This is a genomic window from Streptomyces sp. NPDC050534 (assembly GCF_044457745.1).
In the GTDB taxonomy this organism is placed as follows: Bacteria; Actinomycetota; Actinomycetes; order Streptomycetales; family Streptomycetaceae; genus Streptomyces.
The window spans coordinates 178,157-200,017 of the sequence record NZ_JBITHF010000009.1 but is presented as its reverse complement, the minus strand read 5'-3'; the positions used below and the strand labels follow the sequence as shown (position 1 = coordinate 200,017).

General features: G+C 70.1%; 22 protein-coding genes and 1 pseudogene. 11 read left to right on the top strand and 12 right to left on the bottom strand.

The window, feature by feature from the left end; translation table 11 throughout:
* Positions 1-429: 429 nt before the first annotated feature.
* Positions 430-1,247, bottom strand: a protein-coding gene (locus ACIBN2_RS28795; RefSeq protein ID WP_399138562.1) for an IS5 family transposase whose coding sequence is annotated in 2 segments (ribosomal slippage) — positions 430-896 and positions 896-1,247 — 819 coding nt in all. Because the reading frame shifts where the segments join, the coding sequence is not laid out codon by codon here.
* Positions 1,248-1,312: 65 nt separating this feature from the next.
* Between ACIBN2_RS28795 and ACIBN2_RS28790 the strand changes: the two are divergent.
* Positions 1,313-1,681, top strand: a pseudogene (locus ACIBN2_RS28790) (ISL3 family transposase); the annotation flags it as partial.
* A gap of 116 nt (positions 1,682-1,797) precedes the next feature.
* Here ACIBN2_RS28790 and ACIBN2_RS28785 read toward each other — a convergent pair.
* Positions 1,798-3,381: an FMN-binding glutamate synthase family protein gene (locus ACIBN2_RS28785; protein WP_399138560.1), complete on the bottom strand. Its 1,584-nt coding sequence runs from the start codon at positions 3,379-3,381 to the stop codon at positions 1,798-1,800.
* Between the two features lie 188 nt (positions 3,382-3,569).
* Between ACIBN2_RS28785 and ACIBN2_RS28780 the strand changes: the two genes are divergently transcribed.
* The 4 genes from ACIBN2_RS28780 to ACIBN2_RS28765 all read left to right on the top strand — a co-directional run bounded on the left by ACIBN2_RS28780 (position 3,570) and on the right by ACIBN2_RS28765 (position 7,910).
* A complete protein-coding gene (locus ACIBN2_RS28780; protein WP_399138558.1) occupies positions 3,570-4,109 on the top strand; it encodes a GNAT family N-acetyltransferase in 540 nt (179 codons plus the stop codon).
* A gap of 211 nt (positions 4,110-4,320) precedes the next feature.
* The gene (locus ACIBN2_RS28775; protein ID WP_399138556.1) at positions 4,321-4,743 is read left to right on the top strand and encodes a DUF3099 domain-containing protein; all 423 of its coding nucleotides are present in this window, start codon (positions 4,321-4,323) and stop codon (positions 4,741-4,743) included.
* Positions 4,744-4,907: 164 nt separating this feature from the next.
* Complete coding sequence (locus tag ACIBN2_RS28770; protein WP_399138555.1) at positions 4,908-6,251, top strand: hypothetical protein; 1,344 nt, start codon at positions 4,908-4,910, stop codon at positions 6,249-6,251.
* A 240-nt stretch (positions 6,252-6,491) separates the two neighbouring features.
* Positions 6,492-7,910 (top strand): DUF2252 domain-containing protein, encoded by a 1,419-nt coding sequence (locus tag ACIBN2_RS28765; RefSeq protein WP_399138553.1) that lies wholly within the window; start codon positions 6,492-6,494, stop codon positions 7,908-7,910.
* Positions 7,911-7,974: 64 nt separating this feature from the next.
* Here the strand turns inward: ACIBN2_RS28765 and ACIBN2_RS28760 are convergent, their stop codons facing one another.
* From ACIBN2_RS28760 to ACIBN2_RS28750, 3 genes are all read right to left on the bottom strand, one after another.
* Positions 7,975-8,382: an SHOCT domain-containing protein gene (locus ACIBN2_RS28760; protein WP_399138552.1), complete on the bottom strand. Its 408-nt coding sequence runs from the start codon at positions 8,380-8,382 to the stop codon at positions 7,975-7,977.
* Positions 8,379-8,747 (bottom strand): carboxymuconolactone decarboxylase family protein, encoded by a 369-nt coding sequence (locus ACIBN2_RS28755; protein WP_399138551.1) that lies wholly within the window; start codon positions 8,745-8,747, stop codon positions 8,379-8,381. Before ACIBN2_RS28755 ends, ACIBN2_RS28760 begins: the two co-directional genes overlap by 4 nt.
* A gap of 238 nt (positions 8,748-8,985) precedes the next feature.
* A complete protein-coding gene (locus ACIBN2_RS28750; RefSeq protein WP_399138550.1) occupies positions 8,986-10,296 on the bottom strand; it encodes a cation:proton antiporter in 1,311 nt (436 codons plus the stop codon).
* Between the two features lie 150 nt (positions 10,297-10,446).
* Here ACIBN2_RS28750 and ACIBN2_RS28745 point away from each other — a divergent pair, with 150 nt between their 5' ends.
* Positions 10,447-10,857: a hypothetical protein gene (locus ACIBN2_RS28745; RefSeq protein ID WP_399138548.1), complete on the top strand. Its 411-nt coding sequence runs from the start codon at positions 10,447-10,449 to the stop codon at positions 10,855-10,857.
* Between the two features lie 425 nt (positions 10,858-11,282).
* Positions 11,283-11,747 carry a hypothetical protein gene (locus ACIBN2_RS28740; protein ID WP_399138546.1) on the top strand — a complete coding sequence of 155 codons (465 nt, stop codon included), beginning with the start codon at positions 11,283-11,285 and terminating at the stop codon, positions 11,745-11,747.
* On the opposite strand, the gene ACIBN2_RS28735 is transcribed toward ACIBN2_RS28740, so the two are convergent.
* The 3 genes from ACIBN2_RS28735 to ACIBN2_RS28725 all read right to left on the bottom strand — a co-directional run bounded on the left by ACIBN2_RS28735 (position 11,744) and on the right by ACIBN2_RS28725 (position 15,502).
* On the bottom strand, positions 11,744-13,087 hold the full coding sequence (locus ACIBN2_RS28735) for a chloride channel protein (protein ID WP_399138544.1): 1,344 nt from the start codon (positions 13,085-13,087) through the stop codon (positions 11,744-11,746). The genes ACIBN2_RS28740 and ACIBN2_RS28735 overlap by 4 nt on opposite strands.
* Positions 13,088-13,305: 218 nt before the next feature.
* Complete coding sequence (locus ACIBN2_RS28730; protein ID WP_399138542.1) at positions 13,306-14,382, bottom strand: fatty acid desaturase family protein; 1,077 nt, start codon at positions 14,380-14,382, stop codon at positions 13,306-13,308.
* A 22-nt stretch (positions 14,383-14,404) separates the two neighbouring features.
* Positions 14,405-15,502 (bottom strand): ferredoxin reductase, encoded by a 1,098-nt coding sequence (locus ACIBN2_RS28725; protein ID WP_399138972.1) that lies wholly within the window; start codon positions 15,500-15,502, stop codon positions 14,405-14,407.
* Positions 15,503-15,932: 430 nt separating this feature from the next.
* On the opposite strand from ACIBN2_RS28725, the gene ACIBN2_RS28720 reads away from it, so the two are divergent.
* Entirely contained in the window at positions 15,933-16,058 is a 126-nt protein-coding gene (locus tag ACIBN2_RS28720) for a hypothetical protein (protein ID WP_399138540.1), read from the top strand.
* A gap of 23 nt (positions 16,059-16,081) precedes the next feature.
* Here ACIBN2_RS28720 and ACIBN2_RS28715 read toward each other — a convergent pair whose 3' ends face one another.
* A complete protein-coding gene (locus tag ACIBN2_RS28715; protein ID WP_399138539.1) occupies positions 16,082-16,552 on the bottom strand; it encodes a DUF5994 family protein in 471 nt (156 codons plus the stop codon).
* 438 nt (positions 16,553-16,990) lie between these two features.
* Here ACIBN2_RS28715 and ACIBN2_RS28710 point away from each other — a divergent pair, with 438 nt between their 5' ends.
* Both ACIBN2_RS28710 and ACIBN2_RS28705 read left to right on the top strand, forming a co-directional pair.
* A complete protein-coding gene (locus ACIBN2_RS28710) occupies positions 16,991-17,533 on the top strand; it encodes a DUF5994 family protein (RefSeq protein ID WP_399138537.1) in 543 nt (180 codons plus the stop codon).
* Between the two features lie 513 nt (positions 17,534-18,046).
* A complete protein-coding gene (locus ACIBN2_RS28705) occupies positions 18,047-18,250 on the top strand; it encodes a cold-shock protein (protein WP_030037994.1) in 204 nt (67 codons plus the stop codon).
* Positions 18,251-18,539: 289 nt separating this feature from the next.
* On the opposite strand, the gene ACIBN2_RS28700 is transcribed toward ACIBN2_RS28705, so the two are convergent.
* Positions 18,540-18,971 carry a DUF5959 family protein gene (locus ACIBN2_RS28700; protein WP_399138536.1) on the bottom strand — a complete coding sequence of 144 codons (432 nt, stop codon included), beginning with the start codon at positions 18,969-18,971 and terminating at the stop codon, positions 18,540-18,542.
* Between the two features lie 417 nt (positions 18,972-19,388).
* On the opposite strand from ACIBN2_RS28700, the gene ACIBN2_RS28695 reads away from it, so the two are divergent.
* Positions 19,389-20,345: an SDR family NAD(P)-dependent oxidoreductase gene (locus tag ACIBN2_RS28695; protein ID WP_399138535.1), complete on the top strand. Its 957-nt coding sequence runs from the start codon at positions 19,389-19,391 to the stop codon at positions 20,343-20,345.
* Between the two features lie 167 nt (positions 20,346-20,512).
* Here the strand turns inward: ACIBN2_RS28695 and ACIBN2_RS28690 are convergent, their stop codons facing one another.
* On the bottom strand, positions 20,513-21,403 hold the full coding sequence (locus ACIBN2_RS28690; RefSeq protein ID WP_399138533.1) for a hypothetical protein: 891 nt from the start codon (positions 21,401-21,403) through the stop codon (positions 20,513-20,515).
* Complete coding sequence (locus ACIBN2_RS28685) at positions 21,400-21,792, bottom strand: hypothetical protein (RefSeq protein ID WP_399138531.1); 393 nt, start codon at positions 21,790-21,792, stop codon at positions 21,400-21,402. Before ACIBN2_RS28685 ends, ACIBN2_RS28690 begins: the two co-directional genes overlap by 4 nt.
* Between the last annotated feature and the right edge of the window lie 69 nt (positions 21,793-21,861).

Genomic DNA, 21,861 nt, shown 5'->3' with positions numbered 1-21,861 from the left:
GCATAACCGGCGGATGGAGATGGCGCGCTGCTTCCCGTCGAAAGCGCCGTGATGGCGTTGCGCTGTCCTGTGCAGTGCGAATGGACTGTGAACCGCTCACAAGGGCTGGTCGGACATCCTGAGGTGCGGAGTGCCCTCGGTGGTCCGACTTTGGAAGCAGGCCGACCGGCTGAACGCGATCGCGCGTTGTGCGGGGCAGCACGACACGAAGGAGCCGGCGATGGGGAGTCACGTGAGCGGAGCCGCCTCGGGTGCGGCGGTACGGAGTTCGGAGAGGACCGGTATCGCGAGTGGCTGGTGGGTCATCGCCGCGTCCTGATGATCTTCGGCGGCCTGATGATGACCTCAGCATCCGGGCGTCGAGGTCGTGTTCCGTGACGGCCCCGCAACGTATGCCGAGGCCATTCGCCGAGCCGTGCCTTAGTGGGCCTAACAAAGCCTCCGGACGTGGCGGTGGGTGATCAGGCAGACCGCGAGTCCGAGGAACGCTTCGTGGATGTCGTCGCGTCGTTCCCAGCGGATGCGCAGGCGGCGGAAGCCGTGCAGCCAGGAGATCGTCCGCTCGATGACCCAGCGGAAGCTGCCCAGGCCGGTGCCGTGCGGCTGGCCCCGTTCGGCGATCGCCGGCCGGATGCCGCGCTGCCGCAGGAGCCGGCGGTACTTGTCGTGGTCGTAGCCGCGGTCGGCGAAGAGCATGTCGGGCCGTCTGCGCGGCCGGCCGACGACGCCGGCCACGGCCGGGATCTTGTCCAGCAAGGGCAGGAGTTGGGTGACGTCGTTGCGGTTGCCGGCGGTCAGCGACACTGCGAGCGGGATGCCCTGGCCGTCGGTGATGACGTGGTGTTTGCTGCCCGGGTGTGCGCGATCGGCCGGGCTGGGTCCGCTTTTGGGCCCTTGCGTGCGGCCCGGACGTGAGAGGAATCGATCACCGCCCGAGACCAGTCCAGCTGGTTCTTCGAGCGCAGCTTGTTCAGCAGCAGCTGATGCAGCTGATCCCGGACACCAGCTTCGTTCCAAGCCGCCAGGCGGCGCCAGCACGTCATACCCGAACCAAAGCCGAGCTCCTGCGGAAGGTACTCCCACTGGATGCGGGTGTGCAGCACGAACAAGATCCCGCACAGGGCCTGCCGGTCGGGTACTCGCGGCCGTCCCTCGACCTGCTTGGGAGGTGGTTCGGGCAGCAACGGCTCGATCAGCGACCACAGTTCGTCCGACACGATCCACGGCCGCGACTGACGCTTCCCCATGCCCTCATCAACGAGCGATCAAGCCGACAGTCACATGATCACCTGCTTGTGTTAGAGCCAGTAAGGCGGTGCAGGTTGCTGATCGCTGGCATTTGTGGCGCAACCTGTGCGAAGGCGCCCCGGGCGAGGTGAAGCCGCACAGCAGAGCTGGGCCACCGTGGTGGACGCGCTTCTTTACGACGGGCCCCGCGCACAAACCTCATTGGAACGCCGGCACCCCACGTTGCCAAATACCGCGCCAGCCTGGTCGATCCCTATTGCCAGCACCTGCGCAAACGCCGGCTCGAAGCCCCGCCGTCCCCGTCCGGCACCTCGTCGAAGAGATCGAGGCCCGCGCTCTCACCGGCTGCCTCAACCTCCTGCACGGGTACATCAACCGGGGCCGCGCGGACGCCGAAGACAGCCTCCCTACCCCACCGCGTCCTCCTCGCATGACCTCACGCTTCGCTACCACCGAATGTGAGCCAGGGCCGTTGATCAGACACTCCCGCCATCCAAGGAGGTTACGTCCGAGGGGGTGTAGCGCTGTGCGCCACGTGATCCCTCCAGGTCAAACAGTAAATCGGTCGGGATCGGCGGCCTTCCAGTCCGCCGCCCAGGAAGAGGGAGGCTCGGCGGTCAACTGCCCCGGCTCGAGCCACTCGTACAGCTCTTCGTAGGAGCGCTCGGTGCAGGGATCGATGCGTCGGCGGAGCATGTGCGGGCGCAGCTCGGCGGGGTCGGTGACGCCCATCGATGCCATGATCTGCACGGCGCTGGCCACGGTCGCTTCCTGGAAACGTTGGACACGCGGTGTCTTGTCGCGGACGTCCAGGGCGCGGGCGCGCCGGGGGTCCTGCGTCGTCACACCGGTGGGGCAGGTGTTCGTGTGGCACCGCTGGGCCTGAATGCAGCCGACGGCGAACATCATCGCCCGCGCCGCGTTGCCGTAATCGGCGCCCTGCGCCAGGCGTTTGACCAGATCGGTGCCCGTGGCGATCTTGCCGCTCGCCCCGATTCTGACCCGGTCGCGCAGGCCCGCGCCGACGAGGGAGTTGTGCACGATGTGCAGTCCCTCGGTCAGTGGAGTTCCCACGTGGTCGGCGAACTCCAGGGGCGCGGCCCCGGTGCCGCCTTCGCCTCCGTCGACGACGATGAAGTCGGGGGCCGTGCCCTCCGCCAGCATGGCCTTGCACACGGCGAGAAACTGCCGGCGCGAACCTACGCACAGTTTGAATCCGGTCGGCTTGCCACCGGACAGCTCCCGCATCCGGGCGATGAAGCGGACGAGTTCACGCGGGGTGGAGAACACCTTGTGGTACGGCGGCGAGATCACCGTCTGCCCCTCGGGCACATCCCGTACCTTCGCGATCTCGGCATTGACCTTCGCGCCCGGCAGCACCCCGCCGATGCCCGGTTTGGCGCCCTGCGAAAGCTTCAGGGACACGCACTTGACGTGGTCGTGCGCGGCCTTGTCGGCGAACTCGGCGGGGTCGAAGTCGCCGTCCCCGGTCCGGCAGCCGAAGTACCCGGTGCCTATTTCCCAGACCAGATCCCCGCCCGGCCTGAGGTGGTACTCCGACAGGCCGCCTTCACCCGTGTCGTGAGCGAAACCCCCGGCTGCCGCACCGCCGTTGAGAGCGAGGATCGCGTTGGCCGACAGCGAACCGAAGCTCATGGCCGACACGTTGAGCAGTGCCATGTCGTAGGGAAGGCGGCACTCGGGTCCGCCGATCCGCACCCGCGGCGGTGATTCGGGCACCGGGCAGGGCGCCATCGAAGGAACCAGGAACTCGTAACCCGGCTGGTAGACGTCCCGTTCGGTGCCGTACGGCTGCTCCGCGTCGGTGCCCTTCGCACGCTCGTAGACGATGCTGCGCACGTCCCGGTCGAAGGGACGGCCATCGAAGTTCCGCTCGATGAAGTACTGCTGCAGCTCAGGACGGATGCGTTCCATGAGGAAGCGGGCATGCCCCAGAACGGGATAGTTGCGCAGTACCGAATGCCTGCGCTGCAGCAGGTCCGCCATACCCAACAGGCCCAGCAGGACGAGCGGTACGGCGGCCGAGCACCACCAGGGCGAGAGGACGACCGCGGCTGCGGCCGCCACCATGCCGGTGGCCAGAATGAGGGCGACGATCGCGAAGCGTTTCACCCCTCGCTCCTTGCCCCGGACCGGCGAGCCAGTCCCGCGGTTCTGTCAAGAACGTGCAAGGTATGCGGCCGATCACGCCGCTGCACCTGCCCGGGGGGCCGCCCCACCGCGGCAGCGCTGGCTGTCCGCCGGCCTTGAAGTTGAACGCATCCGGTTCGGTTGCTCCGACCACCTGTTAGCGTGCGCGGATGGAAGATCTTGGACCCGTGGCCTGGCCGCCGGAGCCGATCAGAACCGAGCGGCTCGTGCTCCGTGAGCCCGAGGCGCGGGACCGTGCGGCGTTCATCGAGCTGCTCGCCTCGCCAGAGGTGCATACCTACCTCGGCGGGCCCCGCCCGCGTGACGAGCTTGAGCGCGAGACGCCTGAGGTGCCCGAGCGGTGGCCCGGGAGTTTCGTCGTTGATCTCGACGGGTCGATGATCGGCCAGATCCTGCTCAGGAGAGCTACGGGGCACCGTCGTCCGGCTGCCGCGGGGAAGGCCGATCTCGGCTACCTGTTCCTGCCGCGGGCGTGGGGATTCGGGTATGCCGCAGAGGCGTGTACGGCGGCGCTCGGCTGGCTCGCCGGCGCGCTTCCCGGTGAGCCGGTGGTGCTCACCACCCAGTCCGCCAACGTCGGCTCGATGCGCCTCGCGGCGAAGTTGGGGTTCACCGAGGTGGAGCGGTTCGAGGCATGGGGCGCCGAGCAGTGGCTCGGCATGCGGTCCCCGCTCCGGCCGTCCGGTTGAGTTCGTGACGGAACCGCCAGGGAGTACTCGCCCATCCACGTGCGCCGGCGGCCTGTAACCGCGAGGTGAATACGGCCTGCAGTGTCACAACGAGGCCCCCTGTCGTGTCTCTTTGGTGAGGTCTCGGTAGCCGACCTCAGGTCGGTGTGACCGCACCGGCCTCCGTGGAGGGTCGGGACCAGGTGTCCGATGCGGACGGATGGTGGATGCGATGTACGAACAGCACGGTGGCAGGGGTCAGGTGTTCCGGATCACCGGCGCCCGGACCGGACTTGCCGAGGATGTACGGGCACGGCAGCGGCGCTATGTGATCGCGATGTCCGTCCGTACCCTCTCGGTGGTCCTCGCGATAGTGCTGTGGGACGTGGAGCGTTACATCGCCATGGCCGCGCTGGTGCTGGGCCTGTTGCTCCCGTACGTCGCGGTGGTGATCGCCAACGCCGGCCGGGAACGCCCGCCGGCCCTTCCCACGACGTTCGTCGCGCCCTGGGACGCGCGGCTACCTGCGGCGCTGCCCACCGGCCGGGAGATGGCCGCACCGGACGGCGCGTGGCAGCCGCCCAGGGCCGCCGGGACGGGATCGGTAGACGTTGCTGCGGAAGCAGCGGGGCGAGACGTATCGGCCTCGGGGTGATGCCTCATCGGCCATCGGCCATTGGCGGGAGAACCGGGAGCAGAAGAAGGGGAGGCGCTCAGCGCCCCGAGTCGCAGCCAGGAGTAGCGGCCGCCGGGTGGGCCGTTCACCCGCCTGGTTCACCTGGATCGCGCGCGCCGCCCGGTACCGGTGTGCTGGTGACCATGAGCGACAGCGGCGACGAACAGCTCTCGGCCGAGGAGCGGGGCGAACTGGCCCAGCTGCGGCAGCGGGTCAATGCCCTGGAGAGCGCCGGGCCGCCCCGGCAGGCACGGCATCACCCGTTCCGCTCGCTCGGCTCGGTCCTGCTGATCCTTTTCGCCGCGCTGCTGTCGTTGTTGTCCGTCGTAGCGGTGTGGGCGAACAGCATCGTGCGGGACACGGACCGTTACGTCGCGACCGTCGGACCGCTGGCGAGCGATCCCGACGTGCAGCAGGCGGTCACCAAACGGGTCACCAACGCCGTACTGGCGCAGGTCGACGTGCAGGCGCTGGTCAAGCAGCTGACGGACGCGGCCGCGCAGAAGGGGGTTCCGCCGCAGACGGCCAAGCTTCTGGGCAACCTGCAGGGCCCGATCGAGAACGGGCTCAAGCAGGTCGTCAGCAGCTCGGTGGAGCGGGTGGTCACCAGCAGCGCCTTCAAGACGGTCTGGGTGAACGCCAACCGCAGGGCGCACGCGGCGCTGGACAAGGCCCTGACGGGCCAGGCAAACGGCGCGGTCAAACTGGAGAACAACCAGGTTGTCATCGACCTCGGGCCGATCGTCGCCGACGTCAAGACCCGGCTCGTCGACGCCGGCTTCGCACCCGCCGCGAAGATCCCGGCCGTCCACACGAACTTCGTGGTGTTCGCGTCCAAGGACATCGGCAAGATCAGAACCTATATGAGAGTGCTGCAACTCCTCGGCGGCTGGCTGCCCGTCATCGCGCTCCTGATCGCGGCCGCGGGGGTGTACGTGGCGTTCAATCGCCGGCACGCACTGATCGGGGCCGCGCTGGCGGTGTTCGTAGCCATGCTGGTCCTGGGCATCGGCCTCACCGTGGGCCGGGACGTCTACCTCAATCATCTGCCGCCCGGCGCCTCCCAGGCAGCCGCGGGATCCGTGTACGACGCCCTCGTCAAGTTCCTGCGGGCCGGTGTACGTGCCCTCGCCGCGGTCGCCCTGTTCACCGCCGCCGGAGCCTTCCTCGCCGGCCCGTCCCGGATCGCCGTCGCCACGCGCACCGGCTGCCGGAGGAGTATCGGCGCGCTGCGCGACGTGACGACGTCGGCGGGCCTTCGTCTCGGCGCGGTCGGGCGGTTCGTCCACCGCTTCAAGCGCTGGATCGGGGTGGTCATCCTGGTGGTCGCGGCGATCGTGCTGTTCACCTGGACCTACCCGACCACGGCCGTCGTGGTGTGGACCGTGGTGATCACCTTGGTGGCCTTCGCCATCCGCGAATTCCTGGACTACGACGGCTCCACCCCGGCCGACGGCTCCCGGACCGGTGCCGCGGCCGCTCACTGACTCGGCTCGCTGCGTGCTCCCTTCGGGGATACGTTGAGTGAGGAAGCCTGGGGGCTGTCGCTGCGACGGCGCGAGCGTTCACCAGGTCAGGGCGGAGCACGCACTGAGTGCGGTGCCCGGACCGCGGCGATCGCGGCAGCACGGTCGAGGGCCGGCAGGCGATACGGAGCGGTCGATCGACCACCGACGGCCTGTCGCCGCCGTCGTTCGCGGAGGCGACCATCCTCTGGAGCCGCTGTCATGACCGACAACCATCTGGACGGCCGCGAGTTGCGGCACCGCACACCGCAGGAGCGGCTCGCGCTCGGCAGGGCGGCACGAGCAGCCGTGCCCCGCTCCAGTCATGCCGAGTTCGCGCCAGGACCGAAGCGGCCGGACCCGTTGGAGATCATCGAAAAGCAGTCGGCGTCGCGCCTGCCCGACCTCGTCCCGATCCGCTACGGAAGGATGTCCGAATCGCCGTTCCGGTTCTACCGGGGAGCCGCCGCCATCATGGCATCGGACCTCGCGGACACACCGAGGACGGGGTTTCGGACCCAACTGTGCGGCGATGCCCATATGTTGAACTTCCGGATGCTCGCGTCGCCCGAGCGCCGTCTCATGTTCGACATCAACGACTTCGACGAGACGCTGCCGGGGCCCTGGGAGTGGGACGTCAAGCGGCTGGCCGCCAGTCTCGTCATCGCGGGCCGGTTGAACGGCTTCAGCACCACAGAGCGGGCCGCGATCGTACGGGCCACCGTTCGGTCCTATCGCGAGAACATGCGCGCTTTCGCGGGCCTTGGCAACATGGCCGTCTGGTATGCCCAGTTCGATGAGGAGTGGGTACGGGCCCGGTTCGGAGGGGAACTGTCCACCCGGCAGCGGGATCGCTGGGGGCAGGCCGTGGCCAAGGCGCGTTCGCGCGACACCCTCCAGGCCTTCGCCAAGCTCACCAGTGTCATCGACGGCGAGCGTCGCATCACCCCTGATCCGCCGCTCGTCACGCCCCTGCAGGACCTGCTGCCGGACGACCGGCGAGACGAACTGGAGCAGCAGATCAGGCGGCTGATCGAGCGCTACGGCAAAACGCTGCAGTCGGACCGGCGCTTCCTGCTGGAGCAGTACCGGCTGGCCGACATGGCCCGCAAGGTCGTCGGCGTCGGCAGCGTGGGCACCCGCTGCTGGATCGTCCTCCTGCTGGGGCGGGACGACGAGGATCCCCTGTTCCTGCAGGCCAAAGAAGCCGACGAATCGGTGCTGGCGGCCCACGTCGGAGGCACCGCGTATCCCACACAGGGCGAGCGGGTCGTCTCCGGGCAGCGGCTGATGCAGGCCACCAGCGACATCCTCCTGGGCTGGGAGCGCGTCGAGGGGATCGACGGCCGGCAGCGGGACTTCTACGTACGGCAGTTGCGGGACTGGAAAGGGGTCCCCGTGGCCGAGGACATGGTGCCGCGGGGCATGCGTACGTTCGGCGCCCTGTGCGGTGCGACGCTTGCCCGCGCCCACGCCAGGTCCGGCGACCGTATCGCCATCGCGGCGTATCTGGGGGGCGGGGACGTCTTCGACCGGGCCCTCGAGACGTTCGCCGAGCGCTACGCCGACCAGAACGAGCAGGACCACCAGGCCCTCGTCGACGCCGTCGGCGCCGGCAGACTGCCGGCCGAGTCCGGCTGAGGAGGCGCGACAGACAGCCGTGCCAGCCGCTGTGAGCGGCCGGCACGGCGGCTTCACCCCGCGTTCAGTGGAGGATCTTCTCCTTGGCCCGCTGGAACTCGGCGTCGGAGATGTCACCCCTGGAGCGGACCTCGGAGAGCTTGGCGAGTTGATCCGCCTCGCTTGCGGACCCCGCACCGGTGCCGGCGGTCTCGCGGACGTAGTCGTCGAAAGCCCGCTGCCGGGCTCGGGCATGCCGCGCCTCGCGATCGCCCATGCCCTTGCCGCGTGCCAGGACGTAGACGAACACGCCGAGGAAGGGGAGCAGGATCACGAAGATGAGCCACCCCGTCTTGCCTCCTCCGCCGAGCGTGTCGTCCCGGAAGATGTCGCCGATGATCCGGAAGAGCAGCACGATCCACAGGACCCACAGGAAGATCCACATGGCCGTCCAGAACGCTCCGAGGACCGGGTAGTCGTAGGCCAGATTCATGTCACCGCTCCTTCTTGCTCCTCCACTCCGCCGGGCAGCAGCGGGAGCCCGAAGGCCTCTCCGATGCCGCGAGCGGCGGACACGACGCGGGCGCTGCCGACCACGGGGGCGATGGCCACGAGGGTGCCCCTGATCCTCTCGGGGGTCACGCCGATCTCCTCTGCGGTGCCGATGTTGAGCAGATACGAGGCGGGGGAGGCGTCCATGGCGACGAGCGCCGCGATGCGGGTCAGCAGGTAGGTCTCGGGGTCCAGACCGGATCGCTCGAACGCGTTGAGCGTCATCTGGACAAGGGTGTCGAACACGGGGGTATCCGCCTCGGCGGGGGCGCCGACGCCCTCTGCCCCGATCGTTTTCTCGGCCATCTTCCGGCTCCCTCCTGGTCGGTGAGCACAGTGCCGTTGTGCGGAAGTTCGCGTGGCGGACGCCCATGTCGCGATCCGATCCTGCCCTGGAAGGGCTCGGCCGTGACGCGTCTCCTCGGTGCCCCGAATCCGACCGGTTGTACTTTCACCATGGGAAACGTACGGCCCTCCTGCCTCACCCTTGGTGGGTGACGGAGCACCGGCCCCGTACGCCCCCGCCCCGCAGCGGCGTACGGCGTCATCGCACGGCGGTCCCGCGCCGGGTGGTGGGCACGGAGACGGGGGTCCCCTCGCACAGCTCCCTGCCCGTGGCCGTGGTCTCCTCGTGCCAGCGGCCGTACCTGTCCGCGAGGGCAACGGCCGAGACACCGTGCAGGAGGACGCTCAGGCCGACGGTGACCGCGACCGCCCGCTCCAGCAGCTCCGTACCGGGTACGTGCTCCTCCAGGACGAGCAGCCCGAGCACCACGGACGCGAGCCCCCGTGGCCCGAACCATCCGATGTACGCCACCGTGGGCGGGCGAAGCCCGCTGCGGGCGAGCGCGACCGCCACCGGCAGCATCCGGACGACGGTGAGACTGAGGACCGCGTAACCGACGGTCCGCCAGCTCAGGTGCTCCAGCGCCGGCCCCAGCAGTACCGCGCCGAAGACGAACAGGCTGACGGAGGCCAGGAGCCCGCCCAGGGTCTCGGTGAACTCGGCGACACCGTCGGGTCCCTCCTGCGGTCCGGTGGCCGCGTCGGTGGTCCCGAACCGGCGCAGGGCGAGACCGAAGGCGAAACCGGCGACCCACGCGGCGATGAATCCGCTGCCGTCCACCAGGACACCGAGTGCGTACGATGCCGCGGCGGCCGCCGGGACGAAGAGTTGCGCCCACTCGCGCGAGACCCATCCGCGCGCCTGCGCCCGCCGCAGCAGCCAGCCGCCGCCCGTGCCGACCAGGAGGCCCAGCGTCGCGCTCAGCACGAGCGCGCGCCAGAAGACGCCGGCCGTCCCCTCCGCGGCGGCGGACGTGCCCGGAATACCGGCCAGGAAGAGCACGAAGAACGGCAGCGCCATGCCGTCGTTCAGGCCGCTCTCCACGTTGAGTCCGTGCCGGACGAGGGTGGGGACTCGCGGACTGGTCATGGCCGTCTTGCCGAGGGCCGCGTCAGTGGGAGCGAGGATCGCGCCGACCAGTGCGAGTTCCCAGCCCGTCAGCCCGGGCAGCAGCGGCCACGCCAGGAGCCAGCCCGCTCCGATGCTCAACGGCAGCCCGATGCCGAGCAGCCGGCCCGGCAGAAAACCTCCCGTCCGCAGGTCCCTGGGGCCCACGGCCATGGCATCGGTGAACAGCACCAGGGTCAGGGCCGCCTCGAGCAGCGTGAGGATCGGCCCGGTGTCGCGTTTGAGGTCGAGGATGTCGAGCGCGGCCGGCCCCAGGAGCACTCCGCAGCCTACGAACACCATCGCCGACGACACCGGTGTCGACGCCAGGCGCCGTGATCCCAGCGCGTAGGCGCAGAGGACGCCCGCCACCGCCAGGCCGGTCCAGGCTTCGCTGCTCATGTGCGAGCCCTCCCGTCTGGGCTTTCAGCGCACCAACGATCGGAATCACGAGCCTCACCCGCCACGGGTGATCACGCCCCCTGCATCACCCCACATGCTCGGAATTGCAGTGATGGGTGCTGCGTCCACCAACGATGTGAGGAGTCGGCCATGACAACGATCACGCGCCACCACCGCTCGGAAACGTCCGAGGCGGCGGCCGGCGGACTGGTGATGTTCGCCGCAGTCATGTTGTTCATCGCCGGAATCCTGGACCTTTTTCGGGGCATCATGGCGATCGCCAACGACAATGTCTACTTGTCCACCCCGAACTACGTCTTCCAGTTCGACCTCACCAGCTGGGGCTGGATCCAGCTGGTCCTCGGAGTGATCGCCATGGGCGTCGGCGCCGGCCTGTTCTCGCGCGCCATGTGGGCCCGGGTCGCCGGAGTCGGCATCGCCGGACTGCTGGTCATCGCCAACTTCCTGTCGGTGCCGTACTACCCCGTCTGGTCGCTCACGCTGATCGCGCTGTACGGCTTCGTCATCTGGGCGCTGTGCGTCGTGCCGCGGGAGTCCTGACGGAAGTGCTCGCACGTATTCACCCGGTTGCCTCACACCGTGGGGCAACCGCGAGCCGCGCGGTGGCAGCGGCGGCACGCTGACAGCATGCAGCCAGGGACAGGCGCCGGAGACGACCGCCCGGACCGCCCGTCACGCCGGGCACCCTGGTGGAGGCGGAGGCTCTCGACGAGTTCCCGGCTGCGCCAACTGCGGGCCCGGAGCGAGACCTGGTGTCCGCTGATCACGCACCTCCTCACGGCCGTCCCTCTGTTGTTCGTGGTGGCCGCCATCGCCCCGCACGAGTTGCGCGACCAGTTCGCCAGATCGGTGCACGACGCCTTCGGACTGTCCGGAGACGCGAACGCCCAACTGTCCATGGCTCTGCAGCCGCGCCATGCAACGGCTCTGCGAACGGGCCTGGGGCCTGCCGATCGAGCGCACGGGTGGCCGCCTGGCGCTGGATCGCCTGGCTCGCTGCGTGGCTGGTCATGATCGGTCTGCAGGGGAGCCTGCGCACCGGCCTCGGGCTGTGGCTGGGCGTCCCGCTGCTGCTGATCGCGGAGATCGGCCTGTGGTGGTGGTCGCAGCACCTGTTGCCGGCCGCCCGGGTGCCGTGGCTGCCGCTGCTGCCGGGTGCGCTGCTGACAGGCGTGGCTCTGAGCGTGCTCACCGCCTCAGTGCCGCTGTACGTCCCCCGCGCCCTCAACCACAGCCTGGAGAAGTACGGTTCGCTGGGCGCGGTCTTCACCCTGCTGTCCTGGTTGATCGCGCTCTGCGTGGTCGCGGCGCTGTGCATCACCACCGGCGCGGTCGTCGCCAAGGAGCCGTGGGCGGCCCGCCACCTCGGTACGCCGTCCGTCGACGTGCCGGAAGACGAGCCGCCGCCCGCCGGCGCGACGCCGGTCTAGCCGTCGTCCCGCGGCGCCGAGCGGGGGTTCCGCCGAGCCGTGGTGGGCCCGGGCGCCGTGCCCGACCGGCTTGGCTGCTCGCCGAACGCGGGGATCTCCGGGCCCTGCGGCAACACCTGGGCGAGGACGAAGGACGTCACGGCGGCCAGCACCACCAAGGCCACGGTGTCCACATTGCCCAACAGGAGCACGACCAGGATCACGCTGCTCACGGGCAGCCGCAGGGCTGCCGTCACCGAGGCTGCCATTCCGACCGCCATCGCCGGCACCAGCCCGAGACCGGGCAGCGGCGCCAGCAGCACACCGGCCGCCCCGCCCAGGAACAGGGCAGGGAAGACGGGGCCGCCGCGCAGGCTGCCCAGGCACAGGGTGTACGCGAGGCTCTTGAAGACCAGCACCGCCACGAGGGCGCCCACCGGCCACGCGTGCGGGTTCTGCGCCAGGTCGGCCAGGGCGGACTCCCCGGACAGGGCGGCGTCGGCGGGCGAACGCCCGGTGGACACCGCGTAGAGGGTGACGAAGGCGGCCGCCCCCAGCGCGCACAGGGTGGTGTTCCGCACCGTCCGGGTCGTCACGAAGCGGGCGGTATAGCGCCCGCCCACGAAGAGCCAGTGGACGACGAAGCCGACGACCGGTGCCAGCAGGAGCGCCCACAGCACGTCGGCCCCGTCGAGGGGAGGCGGTTTGGGCAGACCGATGTTCAGGCTCCCGGTCTCGTAGCCGGTCCAGTGGACGAACCCGGTGAAGATCAGGTCTCCCACCCCGCTGGCCAGCAGGACCGGCAGCATCACCGCGAACAGCTGCGGCCCGCCCACCCCGGCCACTTCCATCAGCAAAACCGCACCCACGACGGGGTTTCCGAAGAGCGCGGAGACGGCGGCGGCGGCCCCGGCCGCACCGAGCAGGGCCTTGCTCGCATCGGTCTCCGGCGCCCTGGCCAGGTTCGCGAAGAGCAGCGCCAGTCCGCCGCCCATCGCGATCAGCGGCGCCTCGGGACCCAGCACGACACCGAGGGGCAGGCCCACCAGAGCGGCGATGAGGACGCCCGGCAGAGCCTGCCTGGTGATCCCGCCCGAGTGCAGACCGCCGGCTGGAACGTGACCGCCCCGGCCCGGTAGGTGCGTGACCACCAGGCCGACGACCAGCCCGGCCACCGCGAACAGGGGAAGCGCCCACCACCAGGGTGCGTGCTGCCAGCCCAGGTCCTTGGGCCAGTCCGTCCAGAGCAGCTGTTCCAGCTGGTGGATCGCCACGAGGAACCAGAAGGCGATGAGTGCCACAGGAATGCCGATGAGCCCGCAGAACACCAGGGCCCTGCGGTACTCCGGCCTGCCCAGCATCGTCCTCAGCAGATCGGCTTCCGGAGGCTGACTGCGCGCCGCCGGCCCCGAGCCGCTCTCCGACGTGGTTCCGGCGATGGATCCTCCCGAGTTCGGCGCCGCGCCGTGTGGTCGCGTCAGCTTGAACACCGAATGGTGAATCGGCACATATCAGCAAGAACATACACTCGGCGGATGCGCCGTGCTCGCCGTCGTCCGCCCTTGGGGGCGTGGTCTTTTCACCGTCGGAAGCCCCAGGGCAGGGCGTGGCGCAGTACGCGCCCCCACATCGACGCGTACTGCCTGTGCAGTGGCCCCGTGACGTAGGGCAGACCGTATCGGGCGCAGATCTGCCGTACCCGGGGCGCGATCTCCGCGTAGCGGTTGCTGGGCAGGTCGGGGAAGAGGTGGTGCTCGATCTGGTGGCCGAGGTTGCCGCTCAGGATGTGGAAGAGGAGGCCGCCCTCGATGTTCGCCGAGCCCTGGATCTGGCGGAGATACCACTGACCTCGGGTCTCGCCCTCGATCTGGTCCTCGGTGAAGGTCTGTACGTCGTCCGGGAAGTGACCGCAGAAGATGACAGTGTGGGCCCAGATGTTGCGCAGGGTGTTCGCCGTGAGATTGCCGAGGAGGCAGGGCACGGCGGAGGGGCCGGCCAGGAGCGGGAAGAGGAGGTAGTCCTTTGCGGACTGCGCCGACGCCTTGCGGGCCAGGCCCGTGATGCTGCCGAGCAAGGCACGCACACTCTTGCGGCCGTCCGTGACCGCTTCCGCCTCCAGGTCGTAGAGGGCGATGCCCCACTCGAAGACCGGCGCGAGCAGGGCCGCGTACAGCGGCTGGAGCAGGTGGACCGGATGCCAGGGCTGGTCGGGGCTCATGCGCAGGATGGTGTAGCCGAGGTCGCGGTCGCGTCCGACGACGTTGGTGTAGGTGTGGTGCAGGTGGTTGTGGGTCCGCTGCCAGGCGTCGGCCGGGGTGAGGAAGTCCCACTCCCACGTCGTCGAGTGGATCGTCGGGTCGCCCATCCAGTCCCACTGGCCGTGCAGGATGTTGTGGCCCAGCTCCATGTTCTCCAGCGTCTTGGACACGGTGAGCATGGCCGTGCCCGCGCACCAGGCCGGTGGCAGGAGCGAGACGGCGAGCGCGAGACGGCCGCCCGCTTCCAGGGAGCGCTGCACGGCGAGGACGGTGCGGATGTAGCGGGCGTCGGTCGCACCTCGCGCCGCGATGGTCTCGGACCGGATGCGGTCGAGTTCGCGGCCCAGTTCGTCGCTCAGGTCAACTTGCTGGTTCGGCAACGTAGTTGCTGCGGTCATGGCGCGGTCTCCTCGGGAAGTCCTAGATGTCGAGGACGAGCGGACCCGCGGCTCCGTTGACGCAGGTCTGGATCAACTCGCCCGGTTCGCCGTGCAGTTCACCGGTGCGCAGATCGCGGATCCGGCCGTCGAGGAGCGGGACCAGGCAGCTGTGGCAGATTCCCATGCGGCAGCCGTACGGCATCACGACCCCCAGCGCTTCACCGACGTGCAGCAGGGGAGTGGACACGGCCGCATGCGCCTCCACGGCGCTGCGCCGGAACCGCACCCTCCCGCCGGGCGCGCCGGCGTCCGGCGCGTCCAAAGAAGCGAGTCGGAACCGCTCCACGTGCAACCGCTCCGCCACCCCGGCCGCGGCCCACTGCTCCTCCAACGTGTCGAGGAGCCCGGCCGGGCCGCAGGCCCAGGTCTCACGCGATCGCCAGTCCGGGCAGGCCGCGATGATGTGTCGGGCGGTGATCCGGCCGGCCTCGCGCGTGTGGCGCACCTGGAGACACAGCCACGGCAACCGGGCTGCCAGGTCCTCCAGTTCGGCGCGGAAGAGACAATCCTCGGGACCGGGCGCGCTGTGCAGCAGGAGGACGTCGCCGGGCGCCGGTGAGCGGAGGGCGAGCGTGCGCAGCATCCCCATCACCGGCGTGATGCCGCTGCCCGCCGTCACCATCAGCATGCGGGCGGGTGGGGGCTGCGGCAGCACGAACTCCCCCTGCGCGGGCCCGAGTCGCAGCACCGCACCCGGCGGCGTGTGACGCACCAGGTGCGGGGAGACCGTGCCCCGTGGTTCCTCCTGGACCGTGATGGTGAGGGCTCCGTCCTGCCCGCCGCCCGGTGGGCAGGTCAGTGAGTACGGCCGCCAGTGCCGAACGCCGTCCAGTTCGACTCCGACAGGTAGGTACTGGCCGGCCCGGTGACCCGACCACCCCCTCCCTGGCCGGATCACCAGGGTGACCGCCCGCGGTCCCTCGGACCGCACGGCCGTCACACGGCCGGCGGGGTGGCGCGCGGACAGCAGCGGGTCGATCAGGCCGAGGTAGTCGTCGGGCGCGAGCGGAGTGGTCAGCCGGCCCAAGGTGGCCAGCACCGGACGGGCGGCGGGGCTGTCGGCCGGACCGATGAGCATGCCGGTGAGCGAGGACAGCAGGGGAGCGGGCATGGGCGGAGACCTCTTCGCACGACGCGGATACCCGTACCGGTACCGAGACGAGCAGGTCGGGTGGCCACGGGCGACCACTGCGGACACGGCACGTCCACGACCCCCTTCCCACAGTTCACGGTCACGGTTCGCAGTTCACGGTTCGCGGGAGGGGAGCCCGTGTCCGTCAGAGAACCACGCCGGGTGCATCCGTGGGGACACACCCCGGCCTGTTCCCGCCAACCGGCCCTGCCGTCCCACCTCCCCTCACTCGATACCCGTGGTGCGGCCGGAGCCGGACACCGGCCCCGGGCTGCGCGGTCTGGGCCGCGACCCGAACCCCACGCCCTGCGGTACATGACCGGATCCCGCGTACGGCCGAACCGGGGGTCGGCTGCCGGCTCGTACGGCGGGGGCCGTGCTGCGCCGTAGACGGCTCCGGCTGATCATCGCGGGTGGCTTCGACACCGCGGAACTGCGGACGTCCGCGCACCGGCGCCGGACGGGCCTGAGGGCTGCCGTCACGGGCGCCGGAGCGGCCTGAGAGTTTCCGTGGCCGACCCTTTCTCAGGCCCTGCTTCCGGTGTCGATGAGGATCTGTGCGGCCTGCGTGACGTTGTCGGCGCGGATCGCTTCGGCCATGGCTGCGCGCGCCGCGTCGGGTGACGCGTGTGGCGGGACCACGAGGAGGGAGAAGAGATCCTGCGAGCCCCGGGTGATGAGGACCGTGTCGTCGCCGACCGGAGACGAGTCGATGCGGACGACACGGCCGTCGACGGTCATCCGCGTCGGCAGGTCCTCCCAGGCTTCGGTGTCCAGGCCGACGCGCGTGATGGGCCCGAGGTACTCGGTGAGTGCGGTGACGAGTGCGGGAAGTTCGGCGGCGATGTCACGGGAGCGTGGCCACCATGCTCCGTCGAGCACTCCCTGGCGGTCGGGTGTCGTCTCCAGCCGTACGACGGCCGTCCCGGGTTTCACGGCCTTGTGGACGGCGTCCGGCAGGAGCCTGGTCACATGCGGGGAGTGGGAGTCGGGCATCGTACTCGCCTGCCTGCCAGGAATGGGGGGACGGTGTGACTTCCTGGCTTCACGCTACTCCCCGGTCGGCCATGGACGGGCAGCACGCGGTCATCCCCGAGGGCCGTGTGACGCACCGGGTTGGCGTGAGACAACCGGCCCGTCTTCCACCGGGACATCGAACTCCCGGGTGCCGACGGGAGACGCGCCTCGACCTCACCGTGGACGCCGCCCGCGCGGCAGAACCGGCATGGTGGCGGCTGGAGACCAGCCGGTCCGTGGAGACCGCCCGCCCAGGAAGTCAGCCGGGGTCCGGGACGGTCCGCTCGGCCCGTCGGGGGAGTAGCGTGGGGTCATCGGGAGCACTTCGCACACCGGCTTCGAAGCCGGTGCCGTTCCTGGTGAGCGACGACACCGGACGGCTGTGCCGGCGCAGGGGTCCGAGACGGGTTCCGCGTGATGTCCGCGACCATCTCTCCTCCTCCGCTGCGGGCCGTTCCCTTCAGCGCCCCGACCGCGCGCCTCGCACTGAAGTCCGAGGGTGCTTCCCGAGGGTCCGCCGAACTGGACGGCGCCTGGTGGCCTCGTTCACATGATCTGCCGAGCGAGCTCTGCGCGCTGGCAGACGTGCTGGATCCGCTGTGGGGGCGGATCACCCGAATGGCTGTCAACCCCCACCCCTGGCCGAACCTCCCGCCGACGATCTTCGTCAACGGCCATGTGGTGAGGGTCGGTTGGTTCACGGCGGCGCTGGATCCGCACGCAATCTTTCTGCTGTCCTTCACCACGGGACCCTGGAACCTCCTGGTGATTCCCCCCGAGACCGGCGCCGCCTCGGCCGCCCGGCTGATGGCCGCCGCGAGCGCGGACGCCGCCCCGCCGATGACCGCGACCGCGCTCATGACGGCAGCCCGCTGTGCAAGCCGGGAGACCGGAAAGGACGGGAGCGGTGGCGTCTTCGCGTCACGCGGCCGGGACCAGCAGCACGCCGTAGGGATGTGATCACGGTGGTCACAGCCCTGGCCGTCAGCGTCCTGCTGATCCTGGTCGCCGCCGCGACACGTCTGGTTCCCCGGTTCGCGGCGCAACGCGCGGAACGAGGGCGGTACAGGTGAGCGCGCCGGGACCAGTCGGCACCGCGTGGGTGCTGTTCGGTGTTGTGGGCCGGGTTGGGGCATTGATCCACATTCCGTTGTTCTGAGCGCCGTCCGTCGCGGTGGTGGTGCCTGCGTCTTCGGCCGGCGTGCCGTGATGTCCCGGATGGTGCCGATGTCCGGGCCGCGCTGGTCCACCTGGTCGCACGTCCGCCTACGTCCTCGGCGACATCCCGTGCGACTCACAGTAGTTGTTCTCTGGCGAGGGCAACATTTGCCGTGTAGCGTCGCTCTCAGATGTCGTGGTTCGCAGTATCTGCCCGCGCTATGGCGCGGGCGTTTTGCTGTGCAGTGTGGAACCAGGACGATCACCTCCGGGACCGCGCAGAGTGGTTCCTGACATCGATTGAGAGGCATCAGCATGGCCAGCGGAACCGTCAAGTGGTTCAACGCCGAAAAGGGTTTTGGCTTCATCGCTCAGGACGGCGGCGGACCGGACGTCTTCGCCCACTACTCCAACATCAACGCTTCCGGCTTTCGTGAGCTGACCGAGGGCCAGGCCGTCACGTTCGACATCACCCAGGGGCAGAAGGGTCCTCAGGCGGAGAACATCACGCCTGCCTGACCCACGGCCTGACCCCGGGGGGAATCCCGGGATCGAGCCAGCTCCACCCACGTCGCCGTGGCGTTGACTACGGCACGGCGACGTGTGGGCCGCTGCCGCAGCGGAATGTACCGCGAGCCCTGACTCCCCAGCTCCCGACCCTGACGAGCCGGCCGTGAACGCGGGCTCTGCCGGTTGCGCTGGAGACGTCTCCACCAGGCCGCCGCCAGCAATGGTCAAGGCCAGTGGATCAACCCCGTGGCGAGTCCCCGGCCCGACGAGATCGGCGATCTCGTTCGTTGGCCGTGGTTCAGTCTTCGGTCAGGGGCCAGGTCTCCCAGACCGAGTCCAGGCGTTGGTACGCGGCATCGAACCAGGCGTCGGCCAGTGGGACGGTGACTGTCACCGTCGTCAGGGACATTGAGCGGTCCTTGATCGTGACCTGGCATCGGTCGTCGCTCTCGCCGAGTTCGATGAACAGACACGGGGCGCGTTTTCCCTCGCGCCACGCGATGTCCTGTCCCGCGTCGAGCGAGTCCAGGGCCACCTGCCACTGCCGCAGGTCCTCGGGAACGAGCCAGGTCTTGAGGGTGCCGCAGACGAACGGCGTGTCGACCACGAACTCTCCGATCAAGACATCGGCCTCGTTGGGCCGCTTTCGCTGCTCCTTCCCGGTGATCCGGAGGATGACGCTGTTGCCATCCCCCTCCAGCCGGATCAGGTCGATCGGATCCTCAGCCATGACTGCCCCTCCTGACGCGTGCATGCTGGCGAACACTAATCGTCGGCACAGACTCAGGAACCGTTGAGGTCACGGCCCGCCACCGCTGCTGGGCGGACTCGACGAGCTTGAAGACCATGGCCAGGGCGGCGGAGCGGAGCCGGCGCCCGCCGTTGACCTTGGTCCGCAGCCGGACGGTGAGCAGGGCGACTCGATGGAATTTGTCTTGGCAAGAGCGTGCGGCGCCCTCCGGTTGGAAACGTGATGCTCAGCGATGTGGTGCGGCGATGTGCCGGCACTGTGTCGGCGGGTTGTCGGCCGTCCGGTGGGGCTGTCGGTGATCCGTAGGCGATGTGTCGGTGGCCGCTGGAAGCGTGGCTGTCGCGTTGCCAAGGGAGCGGCCGCAGCCGCCTTCAACAGCAAGGGAGCCCCCTCGCCATGTCGTCCACACCCGCCACCCCGCGCTGGAATGTCCAACGGCCCCCCGGCGCCGACGGCCGCGTCTTCTTGGTCACCGGCGGCAACGCCGGCATCGGGTACTTCGTCGCGGAGCAGTTGTCGGCAACGGGAGCCACCGTCGTGCTCGGCAGCCGGAATCCCGCCAGGGCCGAGGTCGCCACGGCCTCGATCCGTGCGCGTGTGTCCGGTGCGCGGGTGCGGGCCGTACGGCTGGACCTGGCCGACCTCTCGTCGCTGAGGAAAGCGGTGGAATCGCTGGAACGGGAGGTGGAGCGCCTTGACGCCGTGGTTCACAACGCCGGCGTGGCGCTGGACGATCCACCGCGCCAGGAGACCGGGGACGGTCACGAGCTCATGTTCGGCACGAACCACCTCGGGCACTTCGCCTTGACCCATCGGCTGATGCCGCTGCTGTCGGCTGCGCCGGCGGCCCGCGTTGTGACCATGGGCAGCTTCGCGGCAAAGTCCGAGCGGCTCGACCTGGAGGACCTGCAGTCCCGGAGGGACTACCAGCCCAAGCGCACCTACGGTCGCTCCAAGTTGGCGCAGATGTACTTCGGCGTCGAACTCGACCGCCGCCTGCGGGCTGCCGGCAGCACGGTGGCGAGCGTGGTGGTCCATCCCGGCGGCGCGCTGGACTCCCTCACCCCGTCACGGCCGCCGGTTCATGTGCGGAGTACCGGCGCGCGGCTGGGCGCGGCACCTGCGGCCCTTCTCGTCCAGGGCAAGCACGCGGGTGCATGGCCCGCGGTCCGGGCGGTGCTCGATCCGGCCGTGAGCGGAGGCCAGCTGTGGGGACCGCGCGTCTTCGGCCTGCGCGGCGAGCCCCGACGTGAACCGGTGTGGAAGCACCTCGCCGACCCCGGCGTCGCGGAGCAGTTGTGGGATGCCAGCTGCGATCTGACCGGCGTCGACCTCAGCACCATCTCCGGATAACTCACGTACGCGCGCGTGCCGTTGGTCGTGGCCCGTGCCCGAGGTGCAGGTAGCCGAACGAAATCAGGGCCAACGGCCCTGGTCGAGGACTGTGTCACGGCCGGGACGTTGGGTGTCGTCGGGCTGCACGGTCACTTGTGCTCCTTGCCGACGGCCGACGACGCCCGTCAGGGGCCGGGGCTGGGCGGCACCGGAGGCGGATCCTTGCGCAGGGTGGCGGTGACCGCGGCGCCGATGTCTCTGGTGAGGGGTGGCCGTTCGCCGGTCAGGCCGAGTTCCTGGGCCAGGGTGGTGGCGTGGAGGTCGACGGTGGCCTCCACGAGATCGGCCAGCACCGCTGTCGCCGCGCGGCCCCGCACCCAAGCCGTGGCCGCGAGGACGGCGGCGGCCGGCAGCGCGGGCCACCACCAGGCGCCCAGGACCAGGTAGAGCGCGGCCCACCCGGCGAGCCCGAAGGCGGCGCCGTATGCCTCGCGGGCGGTGACGAGTTCGGCGCGCACGGCATCGGGCACCACCAGCCAGAGCCGGGGCCACGCGGAGCCGAGGTCCACGTCGTAGGCGTCGTAGACCCGTTGGTCGACCGCGTGGAAGCGGTCGCCGATCCAGGTGGGTCGTCGCGGTCGCAGCAGCGCGATGGCGTCGCGCCGCTCGAGGGCCCGGGCGAGGTCGGAGCGGGTCTCCGCCGCCTCGCACGCCGCGTCGGCCTGCCGCCAGCGCCGCACCCTGCGCCGGACGAGCACGCGGGCGGGCCACCGGTCTCCGCGCGCGGTCCACGCACGTTCTACGACGACGGCCGCCGTCCTGGCGCACAGGCCGGCCAGCGCTGCCGCCGCCAGCACACCGGCGGCCACCAGCAGGATCACGCCGGCGCTCGAGGCACCCGGGTGGGCGGCCAACCGGTCGACGGAACGCTGGAGTGCGGCCACGTCCAGTGCGTAGCTGTGCCCCAGGACCACGGCGGCCGCCACGCAGGCGAGATAGCCCGCCCCCGGCAGAACGAGCAGGACGAGCCACTTCTCGGCCGCCTTCCCGGCGAGGGCGAAGAGGAAGGTGCTCACAGCCGGGCCGGGCCGTAGACGAAGGGCCGATCCGTCATCGCGCACATCGGGGCTTCGGGTCGCCGTTCCCTGCTCGCCACCCGCTCGCAGGGGTGGGCGGCCGGGCAGTTCCACCGTTGGGCCACGTGGTGGCCGCCGCCGGCCCCGGGCAGGGGTTGATAGCTTTTCGTGTCCCTGGTCACGACGCCGAACCCGGCCGCGGCCATCCGGTCGTCCAGGCTGTCGAGCCAGCGTTCCAGCGCGAGGTGCGACGCCGGCTCTCCCGCGCGCAGCGCCGCCAGGATCGCCGCGACGAGATCCTGCGCGCCCGCCTCGCGGGCCGCCTCCTCCAGCTCGCCCTCCTCCATGAAGGTGCACACCCGGCCGAGCCGTTCTGCGAGTTCGTCCACCGAGTGGCCCCTGCCTTCCTGATCCCCGTATCGCCGGCCAGTGCCTTGTCCCCTGCCCGGCAAGGGACT